The sequence below is a fragment of the Paenarthrobacter sp. UW852 genome, from assembly GCF_024608385.1.
Classification (GTDB): Bacteria; Actinomycetota; Actinomycetes; order Actinomycetales; family Micrococcaceae; genus Arthrobacter.
Genome location: NZ_JAMSGY010000002.1, coordinates 1 through 20,311, shown reverse-complemented (window position 1 = coordinate 20,311; position 20,311 = coordinate 1). Strand labels below are relative to the sequence as shown.

22 protein-coding genes are annotated in these 20,311 nt (G+C 63.1%); 11 read left to right on the top strand and 11 right to left on the bottom strand.

The genetic code is table 11. The annotated features are described in order from the left end of the window. Positions 1-29: 29 nt before the first annotated feature. The 6 genes from rpsB (at position 30) to NEK97_RS03290 (ending at position 4,935) form a co-directional block, all read left to right on the top strand. On the top strand, positions 30-902 hold the full coding sequence (gene rpsB / locus NEK97_RS03315; RefSeq protein WP_211711727.1) for a 30S ribosomal protein S2: 873 nt from the start codon (positions 30-32) through the stop codon (positions 900-902). Positions 903-1,023: 121 nt separating this feature from the next. After that, complete coding sequence (tsf, locus tag NEK97_RS03310) at positions 1,024-1,860, top strand: translation elongation factor Ts (protein WP_211711728.1); 837 nt, start codon at positions 1,024-1,026, stop codon at positions 1,858-1,860. A 121-nt stretch (positions 1,861-1,981) separates the two neighbouring features. Beyond that, the gene (pyrH, locus tag NEK97_RS03305; RefSeq protein ID WP_235519676.1) at positions 1,982-2,719 is read left to right on the top strand and encodes a UMP kinase; all 738 of its coding nucleotides are present in this window, start codon (positions 1,982-1,984) and stop codon (positions 2,717-2,719) included. A 117-nt stretch (positions 2,720-2,836) separates the two neighbouring features. Beyond that, complete coding sequence (gene frr, locus NEK97_RS03300) at positions 2,837-3,394, top strand: ribosome recycling factor (protein ID WP_090819256.1); 558 nt, start codon at positions 2,837-2,839, stop codon at positions 3,392-3,394. After that, positions 3,394-4,329: a phosphatidate cytidylyltransferase gene (locus NEK97_RS03295; protein WP_235519677.1), complete on the top strand. Its 936-nt coding sequence runs from the start codon at positions 3,394-3,396 to the stop codon at positions 4,327-4,329. Before frr ends, NEK97_RS03295 begins: the two co-directional genes overlap by 1 nt. A gap of 21 nt (positions 4,330-4,350) precedes the next feature. After that, positions 4,351-4,935 (top strand): DivIVA domain-containing protein, encoded by a 585-nt coding sequence (locus NEK97_RS03290; protein WP_257368465.1) that lies wholly within the window; start codon positions 4,351-4,353, stop codon positions 4,933-4,935. Here NEK97_RS03290 and NEK97_RS03285 read toward each other — a convergent pair. The 5 genes from NEK97_RS03285 to NEK97_RS03265 are packed head-to-tail and all read right to left on the bottom strand — an operon-like array spanning position 4,932 to position 9,440. Further along, a complete protein-coding gene (locus tag NEK97_RS03285; protein WP_257368463.1) occupies positions 4,932-5,633 on the bottom strand; it encodes a hypothetical protein in 702 nt (233 codons plus the stop codon). The genes NEK97_RS03290 and NEK97_RS03285 overlap by 4 nt on opposite strands. A gap of 50 nt (positions 5,634-5,683) precedes the next feature. After that, the gene (locus tag NEK97_RS03280; protein ID WP_257368462.1) at positions 5,684-7,150 is read right to left on the bottom strand and encodes a cation acetate symporter; all 1,467 of its coding nucleotides are present in this window, start codon (positions 7,148-7,150) and stop codon (positions 5,684-5,686) included. Beyond that, entirely contained in the window at positions 7,147-7,509 is a 363-nt protein-coding gene (locus NEK97_RS03275; protein WP_235519684.1) for a hypothetical protein, read from the bottom strand. Before NEK97_RS03275 ends, NEK97_RS03280 begins: the two co-directional genes overlap by 4 nt. Continuing rightward, entirely contained in the window at positions 7,506-8,225 is a 720-nt protein-coding gene (locus NEK97_RS03270) for a LytTR family DNA-binding domain-containing protein (RefSeq protein WP_257368459.1), read from the bottom strand. The genes NEK97_RS03275 and NEK97_RS03270 overlap by 4 nt, the downstream gene beginning before the upstream one ends. A gap of 21 nt (positions 8,226-8,246) precedes the next feature. After that, the gene (locus tag NEK97_RS03265; protein ID WP_257368458.1) at positions 8,247-9,440 is read right to left on the bottom strand and encodes a sensor histidine kinase; all 1,194 of its coding nucleotides are present in this window, start codon (positions 9,438-9,440) and stop codon (positions 8,247-8,249) included. A 180-nt stretch (positions 9,441-9,620) separates the two neighbouring features. On the opposite strand from NEK97_RS03265, the gene NEK97_RS03260 reads away from it, so the two are divergent. Together NEK97_RS03260 and NEK97_RS03255 are read left to right on the top strand one after the other, a co-directional pair. After that, positions 9,621-10,001: a DUF485 domain-containing protein gene (locus tag NEK97_RS03260; RefSeq protein WP_257368456.1), complete on the top strand. Its 381-nt coding sequence runs from the start codon at positions 9,621-9,623 to the stop codon at positions 9,999-10,001. Positions 10,002-10,009: 8 nt separating this feature from the next. Next, positions 10,010-11,617: a cation acetate symporter gene (locus NEK97_RS03255; RefSeq protein ID WP_235519752.1), complete on the top strand. Its 1,608-nt coding sequence runs from the start codon at positions 10,010-10,012 to the stop codon at positions 11,615-11,617. A gap of 68 nt (positions 11,618-11,685) precedes the next feature. Here the strand turns inward: NEK97_RS03255 and NEK97_RS03250 are convergent, their stop codons facing one another. The 5 genes from NEK97_RS03250 to NEK97_RS03230 form a co-directional block, all read right to left on the bottom strand. Then, the gene (locus tag NEK97_RS03250; protein ID WP_257368455.1) at positions 11,686-12,705 is read right to left on the bottom strand and encodes a PHP domain-containing protein; all 1,020 of its coding nucleotides are present in this window, start codon (positions 12,703-12,705) and stop codon (positions 11,686-11,688) included. A 73-nt stretch (positions 12,706-12,778) separates the two neighbouring features. Next, positions 12,779-13,408 carry a hypothetical protein gene (locus NEK97_RS03245; RefSeq protein ID WP_257368453.1) on the bottom strand — a complete coding sequence of 210 codons (630 nt, stop codon included), beginning with the start codon at positions 13,406-13,408 and terminating at the stop codon, positions 12,779-12,781. A gap of 27 nt (positions 13,409-13,435) precedes the next feature. Then, on the bottom strand, positions 13,436-13,843 hold the full coding sequence (locus tag NEK97_RS03240; RefSeq protein WP_235519697.1) for a DUF4383 domain-containing protein: 408 nt from the start codon (positions 13,841-13,843) through the stop codon (positions 13,436-13,438). 129 nt (positions 13,844-13,972) lie between these two features. Further along, entirely contained in the window at positions 13,973-14,683 is a 711-nt protein-coding gene (locus NEK97_RS03235) for a hypothetical protein (RefSeq protein WP_257368451.1), read from the bottom strand. Positions 14,684-14,805: 122 nt separating this feature from the next. After that, complete coding sequence (locus tag NEK97_RS03230; protein ID WP_235519699.1) at positions 14,806-15,276, bottom strand: Lrp/AsnC family transcriptional regulator; 471 nt, start codon at positions 15,274-15,276, stop codon at positions 14,806-14,808. A 195-nt stretch (positions 15,277-15,471) separates the two neighbouring features. Here NEK97_RS03230 and pdhA point away from each other — a divergent pair, with 195 nt between their 5' ends. The 3 genes from pdhA to NEK97_RS03215 are packed head-to-tail and all read left to right on the top strand — an operon-like array spanning position 15,472 to position 19,018. Next, positions 15,472-16,641, top strand: coding sequence for a pyruvate dehydrogenase (acetyl-transferring) E1 component subunit alpha (gene pdhA, locus NEK97_RS03225; protein ID WP_235519700.1), 1,170 nt, complete (start codon positions 15,472-15,474; stop codon positions 16,639-16,641). Next, positions 16,641-17,651 carry an alpha-ketoacid dehydrogenase subunit beta gene (locus NEK97_RS03220; RefSeq protein ID WP_257368448.1) on the top strand — a complete coding sequence of 337 codons (1,011 nt, stop codon included), beginning with the start codon at positions 16,641-16,643 and terminating at the stop codon, positions 17,649-17,651. Before pdhA ends, NEK97_RS03220 begins: the two co-directional genes overlap by 1 nt. After that, on the top strand, positions 17,648-19,018 hold the full coding sequence (locus NEK97_RS03215; RefSeq protein ID WP_257368446.1) for a dihydrolipoamide acetyltransferase family protein: 1,371 nt from the start codon (positions 17,648-17,650) through the stop codon (positions 19,016-19,018). The genes NEK97_RS03220 and NEK97_RS03215 overlap by 4 nt, the downstream gene beginning before the upstream one ends. A 94-nt stretch (positions 19,019-19,112) precedes the next feature. Here NEK97_RS03215 and NEK97_RS03210 read toward each other — a convergent pair whose 3' ends face one another. Next, the gene (locus NEK97_RS03210; protein ID WP_257368445.1) at positions 19,113-19,985 is read right to left on the bottom strand and encodes an NAD(P)-dependent oxidoreductase; all 873 of its coding nucleotides are present in this window, start codon (positions 19,983-19,985) and stop codon (positions 19,113-19,115) included. Between the last annotated feature and the right edge of the window lie 326 nt (positions 19,986-20,311).

Here is a 20,311-nt window from a genome sequence, read left to right as displayed (position 1 = left end):
ATGAATGACCTGCCGGAAGGAGCGTCGGCATGCCCGTCGTAACCATGCGCCAGCTGCTTGACAGCGGCGTCCACTTTGGACACCAGACCCGTCGTTGGAACCCGAAGATGAAGCGCTTCATCTTCACGGAGCGCAACGGCATCTACATCATTGACCTCCAGCAGTCGCTGTCCTACATCGACCGCGCCTACGAGTTCGTCAAGGCTACTGTCGCCCACGGTGGCACCGTCCTGTTCGTCGGCACCAAGAAGCAGGCTCAGGAAGCAATTGCCGAGCAGGCTACCCGTGTTGGCCAGCCGTACGTCAACCAGCGTTGGTTGGGCGGTATGCTCACCAACTTCCAGACCGTCGCCAAGCGTATCCAGCGCATGAAGGAACTCGAAGAGATCAACTTCGACGACGTCGCAGGCTCGGCCTACACCAAGAAGGAGCTCCTGCTCCTCAAGCGTGAACTCACCAAGCTCGAGTCCAACCTCGGCGGTATCCGCAACCTGACCAAGGCTCCCTCGGTCCTGTGGGTTGTTGACACCAAGAAGGAACACCTTGCTGTTGATGAAGCCAAGAAGCTGAACATCCCCGTTGTTGCCATCCTGGACACCAACTGCGATCCCGACGAAGTCGACTTCCCGATCCCGGGTAACGACGACGCCATCCGCTCCGTCAACCTGCTCACCCGCGTTGTTGCCGATGCCGTAGCTGAGGGCCTCATCGCCCGTAACCAGCGCGCAACGGGCACCACCGAAGCTCCGGAAGAGCCGCTGGCCGAGTGGGAGCGCGAGCTCCTCGAAGGCAGCAAGGCCGAAGAAGCCGCAGCAGCAGAGGCTCCCGCTGAAGAAGCTCCGGCAGCCGAGGCTCCCGCAGCAACGGAAGCTGCAGACGGCGAAGCCGAAGCAGCCAAGTAAATCTGGACCTTCCCTGATGTTGGAAACAGCCTCGGGGGCAACTGACAGGATGGCAGCTCACGCGGTGGGCTGCCGTCCTGTCAGTCCGTAAACACACAAATTTCTAGACAGAGGGGTTCACATGGCGAACTACACTGCTGCTGACATCAAGGCCCTGCGCGAGCGCACCGGCGCCGGCATGATGGACGTCAAGAAGGCTCTTGACGAAGCCAACGGTGACGCCGAAAAGGCCATCGAGATCATCCGCATCAAGGGCCTCAAGGGCGCTACCAAGCGCGAAGGCCGCTCCACCGCTGAAGGCCTGGTTGCTGCCAAGGTCAACGGTGGCGTTGGCGTAATGATCGAGGTCAACTGCGAGACCGACTTCGTTGCCAAGTCTGACAAGTTCATCCAGCTGGCCGACAAGGTCCTCAACGTTGCAGTCGAGTCCGGCGCAGCCGACCTCGAAACCCTGCTGGCCACCGAGGTCGACGGCAAGCCGTTGTCCGAGGTTGTCGTCGAAGAGGGCGCTGTCCTCGGCGAAAAGGTTGTTGTCCGCCGCATCTCTCGCGTTGAGGGAACCACGGTTGACGCCTACCTGCACAAGACCTCCAAGGACCTCCCGGCCCAGGTCGGCGTCCTGTTCGCTGTTGACGGTGAAGGCGAAGCCGCTGCAACCGCAGCACACGACATCGCTGTCCACGTTGCAGCCATGGCTCCGAACTACCTGACCCGCGAAGACGTCCCGGCCGAACTGGTCGAGTCCGAGCGTCGTATCGCCGAAGAGACCGCGAAGGCTGAAGGCAAGCCCGAAGCTGCTCTTTCGAAGATCGTTGAAGGCCGCGTGACGGGCTTCTACAAGGGTGAGGTTCTGGTTGACCAGGCTTTCGCTAAGGATTCCAAGAAGACCGTTGCACAGGTCCTCGAAGAAGCCGGCGTCAAGGCAACCGCAGTAACCCGTTTCCGCGTAGGAAACTAGTAATTCATGAAAAGGGGTGGTCACTTCGGTGGCCGCCCCTTTTTCATGCACCCGTCCGGGTAGTACCTGCGCGGACCCACAGCACGATAATCTAGCCAGAGTCCACCAACGGGAAGGCACCATGGAAACCGTCAACACTGCAATCCAGCCCGAGAAGACCCGCCGACGTGTACTTCTGAAGCTTTCCGGCGAGGTCATCGGCGGAGGCAAGCTCGGCGTCGATCCTGAAACCGTCCGGGCTATCGCCAAGCAGATCGCGGCAGCCGTATCCGACGTCGAAGTTGCGATCGTCGTGGGCGGTGGCAACTTCTTCCGGGGCGCCGAACTGTCCCAGAGCGGCATGGACCGTTCCCGCGCCGACTACATGGGCATGCTGGGCACGGTCATGAACTGCCTCGCCCTCCAGGACTTCCTGGAACAGGCCGGCGTGGAGACCCGCGTACAGAGCGCCATCACCATGGGCCAGGTAGCGGAGGCCTACATCCCGCGCCGGGCCATCCGACACATGGAAAAAGGCCGTGTGGTCATCTTCGGTGCCGGAGCAGGCCTGCCGTACTTCTCCACCGACACTGTCGCTGCCCAGCGTGCCCTTGAGGTTCACGCTGATGTGGTCCTCATGGCCAAGAGCGGCGTGGACGGCGTCTACACCGCAGATCCCAAGAAGGACCCCTCAGCAGAGAAGCTCGACGTCCTCAGCTATGACGATGCCCTGCGCCGCGACATCCGTGTCATGGACCAGACGGCCATGACCATGTGCAAGGACAACCAGCTCTCCATGGTGGTCTTCGGCATGGAAGGCGAAGGCAACGTTACCCGGGCCATCCTCGGCGAAACGCTGGGAACCCTGGTTACTCCGTAGCAAGGGCTAGGATATTTCTAGGACCGTCCGCCCCACGTGGCGGATCTTTACTATGCATTTCTTTACCGTGCATTGCCGCCTGACGTTGGGCAGCAACTACTTTCTGAGGAGAAACCCGTGATCGAAGAGACCTTGCTCGAAGCCGGCGAGAAGATGGACAAGGCGGTTGAGGTAGCCAAGGACGATTTCGCCACGATCCGCACCGGCCGGGCCAACCCCGGTCTGTACAACAAGGTGATCGTCGAGTACTACGGCACACCCACTCCGCTCCAGCAGTTGGCTTCCTTCGGTGTGCCCGACGCCCGCACCATCCTCATCACGCCCTACGACAAGACCGCACTGCGTGACATCGAAAAGGCACTGAGCGACTCGGAGGTGGGCGCCAACCCCTCCAACGACGGCAATGTCATCCGTGTGACCATCCCGGAGCTCACCAAGGAGCGCCGCAAGGAGTACGTGAAGATCGTCAAGGGCAAGGGTGAGGACGCCAAGGTCTCCATCCGCAGCATCCGCCGCAAGGCGAAGGACAGCCTGGATAAGCTCGTCAAGGATGGCGAAGCCGGTGAAGACGAGGGTGCCCGCGCTGAGAAAGAGCTCGACGCCCTGACCAAGCAGCACGTCGACAGCATTGACGAACTGCTCAAGCGCAAGGAAGCCGAGCTGCTCGAGGTCTGATGAACCAGGCAGAGCCGGCGCCCGCTGAGCGGGTCCCGACACGCGACACTCCCAAACGCGCCAGGCGTGTGCGGGCGAACCCCACTCCAAAGGCAGGGCGAAACCTTCCGGCGGCCATCGGCGTCGGGCTTGCCATGCTGTTGGCCGTTCTGGGCGGCCTGCTGTTCCTTCCGCTCGGATTCGTCCTCCTGACCACGGCGTTTGCGGTCCTGGGTGTCTGGGAAGTTTTCCGGGCACTCGAAGCACAGGGCACCCGGATGCCGATCATCCCAGTGATGGTCGGCAGCCTGGTGATGCCGGTCTCTGCTTATTTCGGTGGCCTTGAAGGGCTGCTGTTCACCATGACGGCGAGCTCCGTGGCCGTCCTGCTGTGGCGTTCCATCGAAAGCGCAGCAGGGGCGCCGCGCAGCGTGTTCGCCGGAGTTTTCACCCTCGCCTGGATTCCGTTCCTGATCAGCTTTGCTGCGCTGCCGTTGCACGCAACCGGCGGGGCAACTCCGGTGGGTTTCTGGCCCAACGGCATCCCGGACGGCGCGTGGCAGATCGCCTCGATGTTGCTGTTGGTCGTTTCCAACGACACGTTCGGTTACATAGTGGGGGCTTCCTTCGGGAAGCACCCCATGGCCCCGAAAATCAGCCCCAAGAAATCCTGGGAGGGTTTCGCCGGATCGGTTGGTGGGGCCATGGTGATCGGTGTCCTGGCCTGCATCTTCATTCTTGACAGGCCGTGGTGGGTGGGGCTCATCCTTGCTCTTGGCATGGTGGCCGCAGCCACCGCCGGAGACCTCGCCGAGTCCATGGTCAAGCGCGAGCTTGGCGTCAAGGATATGAGCAGCATCCTGCCCGGCCACGGCGGCGTCATGGACCGTTTGGACTCCATCGTGTTCGCGGCCCCTGTAGCCTATGTTCTGTTCGCGCTGCTGAGCGGCGTCTGACAAATTAATGAAGGAAAAGTAGTGTCAGTGGATATTCGGCGCCAGATTCCCGCCACGTTCGACCGTGTGGAGCGCAGCAAGTACGGCTACAACGCCAAGCAGGTGGATGAGTTCCTCCAGCGCGCCAAGAAGTCGTTCGAGAGTCCCGTAGGAGCTGCTGACCAGATAGCCAGTGGCGACGTCCGTGATGTGGCTTTCGACCCCGTCAAGGGCGGATACGACGCGCACAGCGTCGACGCCGCGCTGGATCGCCTGGAGGACGCTTTCGCTCGCCGCGAGCGTGACGACCTCATCAACCAGCAGGGCGAGGAAGCGTGGCTCCGCCAGATCGGCAAGCTCTCCGGCATCCTCCGGGGCAGGCTGCACCGGCCTGACGGCGAGCGGTTCCGCCGCCCGGCCAAAAAGCGGGCCCGCAGCTACAACATCCAGGACGTCGACGCCCTGTGCGCGGAACTCATCGGTTACCTCGAGCACGACCAGACCCTCAGCGTGGACACTGTCCGCCGGGCGGTCTTCCGTGCAGCCAAGGGCGACGAAGGTTATGAAGAAGCGCAGGTGGACGCGTTCCTGGCGCGTGTCGTGGAACTCATGGCTGCGATCGACTAGGCCCTTTTTTCGGGAGATCGCGAGACCGGCGGGTTGTTTTTCCAGACCTCAAGGTACCTGCGATGTCCCCTGGCCAGTGAGGTCATGAAAAAGGCCAGCGCAACCAACACGGCAATGCTCACGGACAGGGCCATCGGGAGGCCACCGACCAGCATCGCGGACCCCAGCAGCAGTGCGATGAGGGCGGAGTTGACCGTCCCCATGAACACCATGCTGCTCCCCGCTACCTGGTTGAAGTCGCGGCGGCCACCGAAGAAGTAATAGGTCCGCTTGGCCCCTTCTTCGTCGTCGTGAAAGCTGGCCATGAGGTACGGCGCAACGCCGGGATCCAGGTCCACGTAAGCGGCGCGGAGCCGATTCATGGCGATGACGTACATCAGGTCTTCCATGCCCACGCTCATCACGCGTACGTGCGTGAGCAGTCCAACCACTACGTCGATGCTGAGTATGGTCAGCGCAAAGGCCCTGAACGCATCCGAAAACTGGGTGGCGTTTCCCACCAGCGCCACGCTGAGCAGGCTGGCTGAGGTGAAGGTGAGGAACATGCTGATGCGGGTGAGGACCTCGCCTTGGGTGGTGCTCCTGGAAGCGAGCAGGCTCCAATGCTCGGTGGCCAACAACTGCGCCCGGACAGCGGGCGGAAACTCGGTCGCTGTAGCCGGTGGATCGTAGCTGACCGGCCGTGGTTCCTCGGACATGGCGTCATTGTCCACCTTGAACGATCCTCGAACAACAGGGTGATGCCGCCTTACCGCTCAGTCACGACCGGGCGTTCGGGCACGTGCAGCCGTGACATGATGCGGTCTACCGAGGACGGAACACGGCCCTTGGTCATGACGGACACAGCCACGGTCACGGCGAAGGCCGCCGGGACAGTCCATGCTGCCGGTTGGGCCAGCCAGGCCGGAGCGCTTCCACCGCCCATCAACGTGCCGGCCACCATGGCGCCGCCGCAGAGCAGCGCGCCGGTCAGCATGCCCGCGATAGCCCCGGCATCGGTGAGGCCACGCCACCAGATTCCCAGCAAAAGCACCGGACAAATGGTGGAGGCCGTGAAGGCAAACACCAGGCCAACGCTTCCGGCCAGGGCAAGGCTGTCGGTCGTGAAGGCAAAACCCAAAGGCACGACGGCGGCGAGTACTGCCGCGAGCCGGAACCCTTTGACGCTTCCACCGAAGAGGTCCTGGCTGATGACGCCGGACAAGGAAACCACCAGGCCCGACGTCGTGGACAGGAAGGCGGCGAAGGCTCCTGCGACGACCAGGGCCGAGAGGACATCACCCGCCGTTCCACCGATCAGCCTGCCTGGGAGCAGCAGGACCAGGGCGTCAGCTTGCCCGGACTGTGCCAGCTCGGGCGCGAACATTCGCCCGAGTGCGCCGGACAGCGTAGGGAACAGATAGAAAACGGAGAGTAGTCCCAGCACGATCAACGTGGTCCGCCGCGCTGACTGGCCGTCCGGGTTGGTATAGAACCTGACCAGCACGTGCGGTAACCCGAGGGTCCCGAAGAGCAGGGCGACCAGCAGGGAGATGTGTTGGTAGGCGCCTGCGGCAGCCTGGCTGGTCGGGTTGACTGTGAGAGGTGCTTGTGGAGCCGACCCATTACCGGCCAGCACCAAGAGGACGAACACGACCGGCACGGCCAGGGCCGTCAGCTTCAGCCAATACTGGAACGCCTGGACAAAGGTGATGGAGCGCATCCCGCCTGCCACCACCGTTAGGCACACCACCACAACCACCGCCGTCGAACCAACCCACGACGGCAGGCCCGTGGTGATCCTGATGGTGAGGGCAGCCCCGTGGAGTTGCGGGACGATGTACAACCACCCGACGGCAACCACCACCAGGCTCGTCACGCGCCGGACCAGCGCCGAATCCAGGCGGGCCTGGGTGAAGTCCGGAATGGTGTAAGCGCCGGAGCGCCGTAGGGGAGCGGCCACGAAGAGCAACAGCATCAGGTAGCCGGCCGTGTACCCCACGGGGAACCACAGTGCGTCGGTGCCTGAGAGCAGGATCAGTCCGGCGACTCCCAAAAAGCTTGCCGCGGAGAGATACTCGCCCCCGATCGCCGACGCGTTCCACCATGGTGGGACAGTGCGCGAGGCGACGTAGAAGTCGCCTGTCGTCCGGGAGATGCGTAAACCGTAGAAGCCGATGACCGCCGTCGTGAGGGAAACGGCGAGGAATGCGACGAGGCTGACAACGGGGTTCACTTGTCCTCCACAAGGTCCCGGTAGCGGGCCTCGTTCCGGGCCGCGGCGCGGTTATAGAGCCACGCACTGAGTCCAATCACCGGGTAGACGCCCACTCCGAGGGCCAGCCAATCCAGGGGAACTCCCGCAATCCGGGTTTCAGCCACGCCCGGACCGTACACGAGGATCAATGCGAACACGGCCAGGATGACCAGGAACCCACAGGCCACCACCAACGCGAGGCGCAGCTGCGAGCGGATCAGCGAGCGGACAAACAGGCGGCCGGAGTCGGAGTCCTCCGCTATTTCACGGGGACTCGTCACCCGGCCGGGAGCCAGGGGAGCGGACTGCCGCGGCGCCGTAACGCGGACCCTGGTCATCCTTGCGGCCGGATACGTGTGGAGTGCAGTTTGTCCCTGACAGCGGGAAGGTGGCGCCGGCTGATGGGCAGCTCCGCGCCGGACACAGCCACACTGGGGCCGGTGGCCGAAAGCCTCAAGTGCTGTACGTGGCTGAGGGCGATGAGGTACGAACGATGGATGCGGATGAAGCCGGCTTCCGCCCATTTCTGCTCCAGGTCGCTCAGGGGCACCCGGATGAGGTAGCTTGCCTCGGTGGTGTGCAGCCGGGCGTAGTCGCCTTGGGCCTGGACGTAGGTAACGTCGTCGCGCCGGATCATGCGTGTGGTGCTGCCAAGATCCACCGTGATCATTTCCGGCGCCGGTGTGCCGTCCTTGATGAGCTCGCTGATCCGGTCCACGGATCGGGTCAGCCTTTCGGCCCGCAACGGCTTCAGCAGGTAGTCGACGGCGGCCAGGTCGAAGGCCTCAAGGGCACAATCCTCGTCCGCGGTGACGAACACGACGGCGGGCGGGTTACTGGTGCGCGAAATGGCCCGCGCGATGTCCAGGCCCGACAAGGCGGGCATATGGATGTCGAGGAAAACTGCGTCAACGAGTTCCGTTTCAAGAGCCTTCAGGGCCTCGGCCCCCGATGACGCCCGGTGGATAACCCCAATCCGCTCGTCCCGTCCCAGGAGGAAGGCGAGTTCTTCGACGGCGGGTAGTTCGTCGTCGGCGACGAGCACGTTGATCATCCTTCTAGATTAGTCCGTGGTTCAGGCGTCGTGCCCGGGTTGCGACTTGGGCACACGCAGGGTGATCAGGGTCCCTTCGCCGGGTGCTGTCTCGATCACCAGGCCGTGCTCGTCCCCGTAAACCTGCCGAAGCCGGGCGTCCACGTTGCGCAAACCCACGTGATCGCCATCCGCGTGCCCGGCCAGTACCGACCTGAGGTGTTCGGGGTCCATGCCAACGCCGTCGTCCTCGATGGTAACTTCGGCGAATGCTCCGGAGTCATTGGCGCAGATGGTGATGTGGCCTGGGCCCTCCTTTGCTTCCAAGCCATGCCGCACTGCATTTTCCACCAGGGGTTGCAGGCTGAGGAACGGGATGACCGTGCTCAGTACCTCCGGCGCAATCCGCAGGCTGACCTGGACCCGCTCGCCGAACCGGGCCCTTTCCAGGAGCAAGTAGCGGTCGATGCAGCGCAGTTCCTCCGCTACCGTGGTGAAATCGCCGTGCCGCCGGAACGAATACCGGGTGAAGTCGGCGAACTCCACCACCAACTCCCTGGCCCTGGCGGGATCGGTATTGATGAACGAGGCAATGGCGTTCAGTGAGTTGTAGATGAAGTGCGGGCTGATCTGTGCCCTCAACGCCCTGACCTCTGCTTCCATAAGGAGGGTCCGGGACGCTTCGAGTTCCGCGAGTTCCAGTTGGGCGGCAATCCAATCAGCCACTTCGCTCGTGGCGCGGACCAGCCCTGCTCCTGCGGCGGGTGCCAGGGCGGCCACCGCTCCGACCACCCTGGACCCTGCCCGGATAGGCGCAATGACAGCGCTGAAGTCCTGCCCCGGTTTTTCGATGCCGGCATCGCGTGCGTGGGGGACCACCACCGTTCTGCCCGTGCTCAGCACGTCAGCCGCGAGGCGCATCAGCGACGGCCGGAGCTCTTCCCCGGCACCGTCCCAGGCAAGGACGGAGTCAGTATCCGTGATGGCCAGGGCATCGCAACCCAGCAGTACCCGCAATTGCTTGCTGGCCTTGGCTGCCCCGGCGGGTTGGAGGCCGCCCCGAAGGTGCTGCCCGGCCCTCGATGCGGCATGCAGCGTGTTGTACGTGGCACGCTCGGCGTCGGTGCCAAGGTCGCGGAACGATCGGATCACCTTCAAGCCAACACCCACGACGACGGCGACGGCCAGCACGATCACTGCGATGGCAGCGAGGCTGAAAAGCGGAGAGTCGGGCATACAGCCAGCGTAGTCAATGAATTTGCCAGCATCCTGCCGTTCGGCGCAGCGGCGCGACCGTTGAGCGACGCCGCAGGGCTCACCACTGGAATAGACCACACGCCGCATTCGATAGTGATTGCAGTCACATCAGCGCCGAGGGTGGAGCTGATGTGGGCACATCACAACCAGGAGGAACCAATGGGTAATGAGGCCCACCCCCACGACGCTGCGGCGTCCGTGGACTTCCAGGAAGTCCAACAAACGGAACAGTTCAGGACACTGCGCAAGCGGCATCGCAGCTTTGTCTTCCCCATGGCCGTCATATTCCTGCTGTGGTACTTCGCGTATGTCCTGCTGGCCGCCTACGCCGTCGAGTTCATGTCCACAAAGGTCTGGGGCAACATCAACGTCGGCCTGATCCTGGGGCTGCTCCAGTTCGTCACCACGTTCGGCATCACGGCCTGGTACGTGAGCTACTCCAACAGGAAGCTCGACCCGATCGCTGCGGAGATCCGCACCGGGATCGAAGGCCACCACTTCGATAAGGATGGAAACATGATCCAAGGGGAGGCCAAGTGAACGCCACCATGGTCCCGGCAGTCGAGGTCGCTGCCCTGAAGGACACCACGCTGTTGAACATGGGAATCTTTGCCTTGTTCGTCGCGGTCACCATGGTCATCGTGTTCCGGGCGAGCCGGAACAACAAGACGGCCGCCGACTACTACGCTGCGGGCCGCTCGTTCACGGGCTCGCAAAACGGAACGGCCATCGCAGGCGACTACCTGTCGGCGGCGTCGTTCCTTGGCATCACCGGCGCAATCGCCATCAACGGGTACGACGGCTTCCTGTACTCCATCGGCTTCCTGGTCGCTTGGCTCGTGGCCCTGCTGCTGGTGGCCGAACTGCTCCGAAACACGGGCAAGTTCACCATGGCAGATGTCCTTTCCTTCCGGTTGCGTCAACGTCCTGTCCGGATCGCGGCTGCGCTATCCACCCTCGCGGTCTGCTTCTTCTACCTCCTGGCCCAAATGGCCGGCGCGGGCAGCCTGATATCGCTCCTGCTGGGGATCAGCGACTGGGGCGGGCAAGCGCTGGTGATTATCGTCGTCGGCGCGTTGATGATCATGTATGTGCTCATCGGCGGCATGAAGGGCACCACCTGGGTGCAGATCATCAAGGCGATCCTGCTGATCGCCGGCGCCGCAGTCATGACAGCCATGGTGCTGGCGATCTACGGATTCAACCTCTCCAGCCTGCTGGGATCGGCCGCAGAGGCCGCCAACAACCCGGCCGTCCTCAACCCCGGCCTGCAGTACGGCAAGACCGAAACGTCCAAGTTGGACTTCATGTCATTGGGGCTGGCTTTGGTCCTCGGAACAGCAGCCCTGCCGCACGTCCTCATGCGTTTCTACACGGTTCCCACCGCAAAAGAAGCCCGCAAGTCCGTGGTGTGGGCCATCTGGCTGATCGGCCTGTTCTACCTCTTCACCCTGGTGCTGGGTTACGGAGCAGCAGCCCTGGTGGGCGCGGAAACCATCAAGTCGGCACCCGGCGGCGTCAACTCCGCAGCACCGCTGCTGGCCTTCCACCTGGGCGGTCCGCTGCTTCTGGGCTTCATCTCAGCTGTCGCGTTCGCCACGATCCTGGCAGTGGTGGCCGGCCTGACCATCACCGCAGCTGCGTCCTTCGCCCACGACATCTACGCGAACGTCATCTCCAAGGGCAAAGCCGACGCTACTGCAGAGGTGAAGGTTGCCCGGCGCACAGTTGTGGTGATCGGCGTCCTCGCCATCCTCGGTGGCATCTTCGCCAACGGGCAGAACGTGGCCTTCCTGGTGGCACTGGCCTTCGCGGTCGCGGCATCGGCCAACCTCCCCACCATTGTCTACTCGCTGTTCTGGAAGAAGTTCACCACCCAAGGCGCGGTATGGAGCATGTATGGCGGGCTCGCCGCGGCGATCCTGCTCATCGCGTTTTCGCCCGTAGTCTCTGGTGCCAAGACATCCATGATCCAGGGCGCCAACTTCGCGATCTTCCCGCTCAGCAACCCGGGCATCGTTTCCATCCCGTTGGCCTTCTTCCTGGGCTGGCTCGGAACGGTCTTGGACAAGCGGCGCGAAGACCCGGCCAAGCAGGCAGAGATGGAGGTGCGCTCGCTGACCGGAATCGGAGCCGAGAAGGCGGTGGACCACTAAGTCCATTCCCGCTGTAACCATGAAAGGGGCCCCTCCTGGCGTCACAGGAGGGGCCCTTTCGTGCTGGGTCACTTCTTGAGGCTGAGCCATTCAGTCAGTTGTTCCAACGGCCATGTGGTGACGATCCGTTCCTTCGGTACACCCAGGGCTTCCGCTCGCGCGGCCCCATACTGCAGGAAGTCGAGCTGGCCGGGAGCGTGCGCGTCGCTGTCGATGCTGAACAGGCATCCGGCGTCGAGGGCCATTTTGATGAGGTTGTCCGGCGGGTCCTGCCGTTCGGGGCGGGAATTGATCTCCACTGCGACGCCCCACTCTGCACACTCGCTGAATACCTTGGCGGCATCGAACTCGGACTCAGGCCGGGTGCCGCGGGATCCCTGGACGAGCCGTCCCGTGCAGTGGCCCAGCACATTGGTGTGCGGGTCGCTGATGCCGCCAAGCATCCTTTCGGTCATGGTCTTCTTGTCTGAGCGAAGCTTTGAATGGACGCTTGCCACCACCACGTCCAGCCGGTCCAGCATGTGCGGTGCCTGGTCCAGGGTTCCGTCCTCCAGGATGTCCACCTCAATGCCCTTGAGTAAGCGGAATCCGTCCTGTGAGGCATTGATGTCTTCCACCAGGCCCAACTGGTCCTCGAGACGTTCGATGCTCAGGCCGTTGGCAATGGTGAGGTTGGGGGAGTGGTCCGTGAGTGCCAGGTATTCGCGGCCGAGAGTGCGTGCTGCCGCCACCATGGCTTCGATGGGAGATCCGCCGTCGGACCAGTTGCTGTGACTGTGAAGATCGCCGCGCAACGCGGCCCGAAGTGTTTCGCCGCCGGCGGCCAGGGCTTCGGTGCCACGCTCCCGCAGGTCGGCCAAATACTCCGGCACCCTGTCCTCCAGCGCCTGGGTTATGACTTCCGCGCTCCGGTTGCCGACGCCCTTGAGGCTGGTGATCCTGCCGGCACCGACCAGCTTTGCGAGGTCGTCGGGCGCCAGCTGCCGGACGGCGTCGGCCGCTTTACGGAAGGCCTGGACCTTGAAGGTGGGTGCTTGGCTGCGTTCGAGCCAAAAGGAAATTTCGTCGAGCGCCTCGATGGGATCCATGGCTCCATGATCCACGAACCAAGCGCACCATCAACAGTGGGCAGTGTCGATGGTGCGCCGGTCCGGTCACGACCTAGTGGTGGTGACCCTGCTCCAGGGCGGGATTGGAGCCCTGGCTGTGCTCTCCGTGTGGCACGGCGTGCTGTCCCGCCATCGACGCCGCCAGTCCCGGAGTTGCAACTGTTGCAACAACGACGGCGGCTCCGAACGCGGCTGCCAGAAGCCGCCCGGTCCTTGGCTGGCCGTGGGTGCCGCCGTCGTTGGTCTTGCGCTGCCGCCTCAGCCAGCCCGCTCCAGCGAGCGCCATCAGGGTCAGGCCGAGGGCGGCAAAGTGGCTCACATCCAACGAGCGCTGGATACTGATTCCGCTCGCCACGACGGCGAGGTGCGCTACACCGGCTGCGGCCAAGGCCGGAAGCGCATAGCGGGCGAAGACCAGGGAGTTGCGGTGCAGTCCCCACAGCGACCACGCCAGGAAGGCAAGGCCGGCCAAGAGAGTCACGACACCAGGGACCATGAGTCCCGGTGCCGTGGCTCCAGCTCCGGCGATATAGCCGGCGGCCACGGACAGCTCGACCATTCCCGCTGCCATGGCGGCGAAATAAACGAACAACAACGTCGCTGCGCTTAGCGTGGGGTGGTTTTTGTTCTCCATGGTCGTAGCTCCTCGCTCTCCGGAGTCGGTGATCAACTGTTCGGTCATCAGCCCGTGGGTGACGTGGCGCTGTGCTTAGGCGCGGGCGGAGGCTACGACGGCCTTGTCCTGCGAGAGGGCAACGCCGAGCAGGACCACGGCGCTCGCGAGGTGCAGCACGTTGTCAGCGCCGTTGAGGGCGATGATGTTCAGTGAGCTGCCGACGAGGAAGAGCCCGACGATACCTACCAGCAGGTAGACCCCACCAACCGTGGTGTTGACCGTCTTGGACAGGGTGACACTGTTCATGCCTGAGTAAAGCAGGGCGGCACCGATGGCCAGGTGGATGATGTTGTGAAGCGGGTTCACGGCGAAGATGATCAGGTTGGCACCCTCGGTGGCGAAGAAGCCGATTCCCGAGGTGACAAAGAATCCGAGCACGCCTACCAGGAGGTAGACGGCTCCGAAGATGGTGGCGATCAAGCGATTGGGCGAAGTACGCATTGGTCCGAACCTTCCGATGATGGCCGGAGAACTCCGGCCGTCCTGCTGAATCCCAAGTGGGGTTCTCAAGCAGTGATTCGGACCATGCGCAGTGTCGGATGGGTGGCGGGGGAAAAAACTTTGGGCAGTTTAGGGGCGTAGCCGGATACTGCTCATTTTGAGGTCTTTGGTGCCCTCGAAGACGTACTGGAGGTCGATGGTCTTCCCGTCGCATTGCAGCTTGCCAGCGAGGTCGGCGGTGTTGTTGCCGTTGTTGGATTTCACGTTAACGGAGTTGTAGACCGGCTTGCAGGAACTGTCCAGCCGCAGGCCCTCAATTCCGTCAATGAAGGATTGCTTGTCCAGCTCGTCCTTCAGCGGTTGGCTGAGGTAGTTGTCGTAGGCCTGCTCCGTTTGGCCGGACACCACGAGCGTGGTGAACTCGTCCGCGAGGGACCGTGCCTTGGACGTAGAGTCGCCCACAAGGTTGACGAGAACCAGGATGCCAGCAACGGCCAGGACGATGACGCCGGCGACGATGCCAAGGACGATCCACAGGACCTTTCGGCTCTTTTTGGGCGGCAACTGGCCGTATGGGCCGCCGGGGTATTGGCCGGGGTACTGACCGGGCGGGACCGGGCCATGGTTCTGGCCGGGTGCTGCGTAGGGTGGGTAAGGGTTTTGGCCATACTGTTGGCCGGGTGCTGCGTACGGTGGGACGCTGCCTGGCGGCTGGGCGGACGACGGCGGCTGCTGCCACTGCGGCGAAGCGCCGGTCTGCGGTGGGTAGCCCGGGTTCGGGGGAACCGGCGGCTGCGCGGGGCCAGGCTGGTTCGGGTTCGGTTCTTGCGGGTTGCTCACGGTAGTGCCCCTTTCGGCAGCCTCTTCAACGCCACCACCTGACCGGGGACCTCTGGACGGCCCCCGGTTCGTCCACTTGAATCAAAGCGCATCCGGCACTTGGTGTACAGCCAACCCGCCCGTCAGGACTCGGAACGGCGCCCCAGTAATGGTTGAACGCGGTAGGGGATCATCTCTCGCATCGCCAGCGCAGTATCTGTCCGGTCCACTCCGTCGCAACCAAGGATCTTGCCGTTGATGCGGTAGAGGTCTTCCGCGTCCAAGGCGACGACCCGAAGCAGGAGGTCTGCTGATCCCGTCAGGCCGAAGCCTTCAAGGATTTCCGGGATGTCGGCCAGGTCCTGGGCAAGTGACGCGAGCTTCTGCTGTTGCACATGGACGGTGATGAACGCCGTCAATGGATAGCCGAGCGCCACCGGATTGATGCGCCTCTCGAAGGAGAGAAACGCATGCTTCTTCTCAAGCTGGGCCATGCGCGCCTGAACCGTGTTCCGGGACAGCCCCAACTTCTGTGCCAGGGCCACCACGGTCCCGCGGGGATCTTTCGCCATGGCGGAAAGGAGCCGGGTATCAGTGCCATCCAAAGGGTGCATAATGCGCAAGATTAGCACGGCGAGGAAAGCCCAAACAGAGCACATTGCTCAATTTCTGCGAGGGTAGTTGTACCCCTTGTAACTTGTGAGTAGGGTCACAATTAACTCCGGCGAAGGTGCCGGAGGGCCGGTCTGCGGCAGGACCACAAGTCCAGCCAGCGCCGACAAAAACGAGCCGGAAGGTTGCGATCACCTGTGTTGACGGATCAGGCGGGCAAGGGAGTGCACAACGACACTCCAGGCCCAGGACAAAGTGCACAAAATCCCCTGAGGACTGGCGGCGATCTGCTCCAGCTGGTTTCTCCGGACGGCGAGCGGATCAGCCATCCGGAATTCGATGTCTGGGTCAAGGACGTTGGCGATGAGGCTTTGTGCTCCTTGTATGAGGACATGACAGTCATCCGCCGCATAGATGCCGAGGCAACCGCGCTCCAGCGGCAGGGCGAGCTCGCACTGTGGCCCCCGCTCCTCGGGCAGGAAGCGTCCCAGATAGGTTCGAGCCGATCGTTGCGCGACGACGACTTCGTTTTTCCCAGCTACCGCGAAAGCGGTGTGGCCTACGTGCGCGGAGCCCACCTCTCCGAAATCGCCAGGGTATGGCGGGGCAACGCCTCCTACGGGTGGGACCCCCAGCGCATCAACCTGGCGACACCCCAGATCATCATCGGTTCGCAGAGCCTGCACGCCACTGGTTACGCCATGGGAGTCCAACTGGACGGGGCCAACACGGCCGTCCTTGCCTACTTCGGCGATGGTGCCACCAGCGAAGGCGACGTCAACGAAGCCATGGTCTTCGCTGCCAGCTACCAAGCCCCCGTGGTGTTCTTCTGCCAGAACAACCACTGGGCCATTTCAGAGCCGGTCCGGCTCCAGTCGCACGTTCAGTTGGCTGACAGGCCCACGGGGTTCGGAATCCCGAGCATCCGGGTCGACGGCAACGACGTCCTCGCTGTCATGGCCGCAACACGCGTCGCTTTGGACCGGGCGCGTTCGGGCGGCGGCCCCACCTTCATCGAGGCAGTGACGTACCGTATGGGGCCGCACACCACGGCCGATGACCCTACACGCTATCGCGACCCCATCGAGCTGGAGGACTGGGCCGCCAAGGACCCCATCCTCAGGTTGCGAAAGCTCCTTGAAGCCAAGGGCCTGCTGACCGAGGACGTGGAGGCCCGCGTCAAGGCGAAGGCTGACGCTGTAGCTGCGGAACTTCGCTCCAGCTGCATCGGCATGGCCGATCCGCAGCCACTGGACGTCTTCAACCACGTCTACAGCACTCCCAATCCCTGGATAGAACGCCAGAAAGACCACTACTCGCGGTACCTGAACAGTTTCAACGAGTCCGTCGAGGAAGGTGCACTCTGATGTCCAAGCTCACTTTTGCCCGTGCCATCAACGCCGGCCTCCGGAAGTCCCTCGAAAACGACCCCAAAGTGGTCCTCATGGGTGAGGACATAGGCTCACTTGGTGGCGTCTTTCGCGTCACCGACGGGCTCCAGAAGGACTTCGGAAAGCACCGGGTCATCGATTCCCCACTTGCCGAGTCCGGCATTATCGGCACCGCGGTTGGCTTGGCCTACCGCGGCTACCGCCCGGTGTGCGAAATCCAGTTCGACGGCTTCATCTACCCCGCGTTCGACCAGATCGTCAGCCAGGTTGCAAAGATGCATTACCGCACCCAGGGGCGGGTGAAAATGCCCATCACCATCCGCGTTCCCTTCGGTGGCGGCATCGGCTCCCCGGAGCATCACTCCGAATCACCCGAAGCGTACTTCACCCACACCTCCGGGCTGCGCGTGGTGGCAGTGTCCAACCCGCAGGACGCCTACACGATGATCCAGCAGGCCATCGCTTCGGACGATCCCGTCCTTTACTTCGAGCCCAAGCGGCGCTACCACGACAAGGGTGATGTGGACGAGGCCATCGACCTTTCCACTGCGCTTCCCCTGGACAAGGCAGCCGTAGTGAACGCGGGATCGGACGTGACCCTGGTGGCATACGGGCCCCTGGTCAAGACGGCCAAGGACGCCGCCATGGCTGCCGCGGACGACGGTATTTCCGTGGAAGTCATTGACCTCCGTTCCCTCGCTCCCGTGGACTATCCCGTAGTGGAAGCATCGGTGCGCAAGACGGGTCGCCTGGTCATCACGCATGAAGCCGGCCAGTCCGGTGGTCTCGGCGCAGAGATTGCTGCGAGCATCACCGAGCGCTGCTTCCATTACCTGGAGTCAGCCCCGGTGAGGATCACCGGTTTTGACGTTCCGTACCCGTACTCAAAGCTCGAAATGCACCACTTGCCCGACCTTGACAGGATCCTCGACGGTGTAGACCGGGCCCTGGGCCGCCCCAACTCCCTGAGCGGACTGGAAGGATGACCGCCACCATGATCAAGGAATTCAAGCTGCCGGACTTGGGCGAAGGCCTGACCGAATCGGAAATCCTGAGCTGGAAGGTGGCCGTGGGGGATACGGTCACGCTCAACCAGGTCATCGCCGAGGTAGAAACCGCCAAAGCTGTGGTGGAGTTGCCTTCGCCTTTCGCTGGAACGGTCGCGGCGCTGCACGAGCAGCCCGGCACCGTAGTGGAAGTCGGCAAGCCAATCGTGTCTTTCGAGGTGGACGACGCCGGGTCCTCCAACGGTGGCGGCGCTACCAGCGGCAGTGGCGCCGCAACGGAACCTGCCGGCACTGAGGCGCGCCCGGCGAAACGCGAGCCGAACCTGGTGGGTTACGGAGCCGTCGTCGAACACACGGGCCGCCCCACCCGGCGGGCCCGCGGCCTGGCCCAAGCCAGCCCCACGGCGTCGCCAGCACCAGCCGCCCCCGCGACTGGGGTTGGCGAACGTCCGCGCTCCACTCCTCCTGTCCGCAAGCTTGCACGGGACCTCGGAGTGGACCTGTCGGTGGTTCGCGGGACGGGGCCGGGCGGACTCATTACCCGGGACGATGTCCAGGACTTCACCGGTGACGTCACCAGCGCTGTTGGAAGGCCCCAGGAGATCGCCGGAAATGCAGCAATCCCCGCGCACGCAGCACAGGGCGAGCGGGAAACCCGGATTCCCATCAAGGGGGTTCGCAAGTTCACTGCTGCTGCGATGGTGCAAAGTGCCTTCACCGCGCCGCATGTGTCCGAGTTCCTCACGGTTGATGTCACTGCGACCATGGACCTGCTGGCACGGCTCAAGGGCAACAGAGCGTTCGAGGGCTACAAGCTGACGCCGCTGACCATCGCTGCCAAGGCCGTGCTTGTGGCGCTCCGGAACAATCCCACGCTGAACTCGCGCTGGGATGAGGCCAGCCAGGAGATTGTGCAGTTCAACTACGTGAACTTGGGGATCGCCGCCGCGACACCCCGCGGCCTGACTGTCCCGAACATCAAGGACGCAGACCGGTTGACACTTCGTGAGCTCTCCACCGCGCTGACTGAATTGACGGACACCGCGCGTGCCGGCAAGACGTCTCCGTCGGACCTCTCCGGAGGGACTATTTCCATCACCAACATAGGTGTGTTCGGGATCGATGCCGGAACACCCATTCTGAATCCAGGTGAGGCCGCCATCCTCGCCCTCGGCGCTGTGCGGAAGGCTCCGTGGGTTGTGAACGACGAACTTGCGGTCCGCCAAGTCATGTCGCTCAGCCTCTCCTTCGACCATCGCCTGGTGGATGGTGAACAGGGTTCACGGTTCCTTGCCGATCTCGGTGCCATCCTGTCCGACCCGGCCATGGTCATGACCATGATCTGAAGCCCCTGAAGCTGCGCCGGCCCATCCCTTGACGAGTGCTTGCAGGAAACTGCAGCCAAGGGGTGGGCCGTCGCGCGTCCGGTCCTGGGACGTCTCAGTCCTCGGTGGGTGTGGTCCGGTTTGAGTGCACGTCGCGCCAACTGTGCACGGGTTCGAATCCCAACAGTCTGCGGGCCTTGTCGATGGAGAGCATCGTCTCGTGCTCGCCAAGTTCCTTCACAACCTCGACGCCGGGAAAGACCTCCGCCGCAAGCTCAGCGCTGCTCCGGCTCATCACGGTATCTGAGGCGGCGATGATGAAGGTCTCAAAACCCGGTTGCGCATGTTCCAGGGCCCGGACCACGGCAAGGGCACCATCCCGGGCATCGATGTATCCCCAGAGGTTCCATTTACGCAGAGTTGCATCGGAGTCGAAAGACGGGAACGCCTCGTAGTCTTCCGGGTCCATGACGTTGGAAAAGCGCAGGGCCGTAATGCTCAAGTCGGGGTCCCAGCGGGTGAGCTGGATGGCCATTTGCTCCTCGAGGTGCTTGACCAAGGAGTACGTGCTTTCGGGGCGCGCCGCATACTCTTCATCGACCGGAATGTAGGGTGGGTCGACGTCAAAGGGCAGGCCAAGTACCGTCTCGCTTGAGGCGTAGACCACCTTCTTGATTCCAGCTCTCCGAGCGGCTTGGAAGACGTTGTACGTCGAGACCATGTTGTTCTCGAATATCGCGGCGTCCGGTGCCAAACCGGGTGCCGGGATAGCGGCCAAGTGGACGATTGCGTCCAAGCCGCTGTGTTGATCGTCCAAGCCCATGATGACGTCAACGACCTGTCCATAATCGCGGAGGTCTACGTTGACATAGCCGCGGCCACGAGCGCCAACTCTGTCCATATTAAGGACTTCGTGACCATCCTGCGTCAGCCGCCGGACCACGCTCCTGCCCAGCTTTCCGCTTCCGCCCGTGACGGCAATCTTCATGGTCTGCTCCTTCTTAGTGGCTAAATCTGCTTTGTTCGGTAGGGGTCCGGTCTTCAGCGTAGGTGGCATCACGGCAGAACACAGCCCCTCAGGCAGGTCCTGGGAGTCCTAGGAAGGCCGGTACGACCCAAGGCATGTGGCTCGGCGCGCGGAAGTACCTGTCCTCGGCTGCCCCCCCGCACACCGGATCCCTCTGTTTTGAACGGAATCCCTCTGTTTTGAGTGGATCCATCAGGTTCTGAGTGGTGTGTGGTGGTGGTTGCGTCGTGGTGTTTGTGTGGGGTCGATGTGGGGTGGGGGGATGAACCAGGGGACGCCGGTTGTCA

Bases quoted from the DNA above. Each gene is read 5' to 3' on its own strand.
- rpsB (WP_211711727.1), top strand. From the start codon at position 30: ATGCCCGTCGTAACCATGCGCCAGCTGCTTGACAGCGGCGTCCACTTT.
- tsf (WP_211711728.1), top strand. From the start codon at position 1,024: ATGGCGAACTACACTGCTGCTGACATCAAGGCCCTGCGCGAGCGCACC.
- pyrH (WP_235519676.1), top strand. From the start codon at position 1,982: ATGGAAACCGTCAACACTGCAATCCAGCCCGAGAAGACCCGCCGACGT.
- NEK97_RS03295 (WP_235519677.1), top strand. From the start codon at position 3,394: ATGAACCAGGCAGAGCCGGCGCCCGCTGAGCGGGTCCCGACACGCGAC.
- NEK97_RS03285 (WP_257368463.1), bottom strand. From the start codon at position 5,633: ATGTCCGAGGAACCACGGCCGGTCAGCTACGATCCACCGGCTACAGCG.
- NEK97_RS03275 (WP_235519684.1), bottom strand. From the start codon at position 7,509: ATGACCAGGGTCCGCGTTACGGCGCCGCGGCAGTCCGCTCCCCTGGCT.
- NEK97_RS03270 (WP_257368459.1), bottom strand. From the start codon at position 8,225: ATGATCAACGTGCTCGTCGCCGACGACGAACTACCCGCCGTCGAAGAA.
- NEK97_RS03265 (WP_257368458.1), bottom strand. From the start codon at position 9,440: ATGCCCGACTCTCCGCTTTTCAGCCTCGCTGCCATCGCAGTGATCGTG.
- NEK97_RS03260 (WP_257368456.1), top strand. From the start codon at position 9,621: ATGGGTAATGAGGCCCACCCCCACGACGCTGCGGCGTCCGTGGACTTC.
- NEK97_RS03255 (WP_235519752.1), top strand. From the start codon at position 10,010: ATGGTCCCGGCAGTCGAGGTCGCTGCCCTGAAGGACACCACGCTGTTG.
- NEK97_RS03250 (WP_257368455.1), bottom strand. From the start codon at position 12,705: ATGGATCCCATCGAGGCGCTCGACGAAATTTCCTTTTGGCTCGAACGC.
- NEK97_RS03245 (WP_257368453.1), bottom strand. From the start codon at position 13,408: ATGACCGAACAGTTGATCACCGACTCCGGAGAGCGAGGAGCTACGACC.
- NEK97_RS03240 (WP_235519697.1), bottom strand. From the start codon at position 13,843: ATGCGTACTTCGCCCAATCGCTTGATCGCCACCATCTTCGGAGCCGTC.
- NEK97_RS03230 (WP_235519699.1), bottom strand. From the start codon at position 15,276: ATGCACCCTTTGGATGGCACTGATACCCGGCTCCTTTCCGCCATGGCG.
- NEK97_RS03220 (WP_257368448.1), top strand. From the start codon at position 16,641: ATGTCCAAGCTCACTTTTGCCCGTGCCATCAACGCCGGCCTCCGGAAG.
- NEK97_RS03215 (WP_257368446.1), top strand. From the start codon at position 17,648: ATGACCGCCACCATGATCAAGGAATTCAAGCTGCCGGACTTGGGCGAA.
- NEK97_RS03210 (WP_257368445.1), bottom strand. From the start codon at position 19,985: ATGAAGATTGCCGTCACGGGCGGAAGCGGAAAGCTGGGCAGGAGCGTG.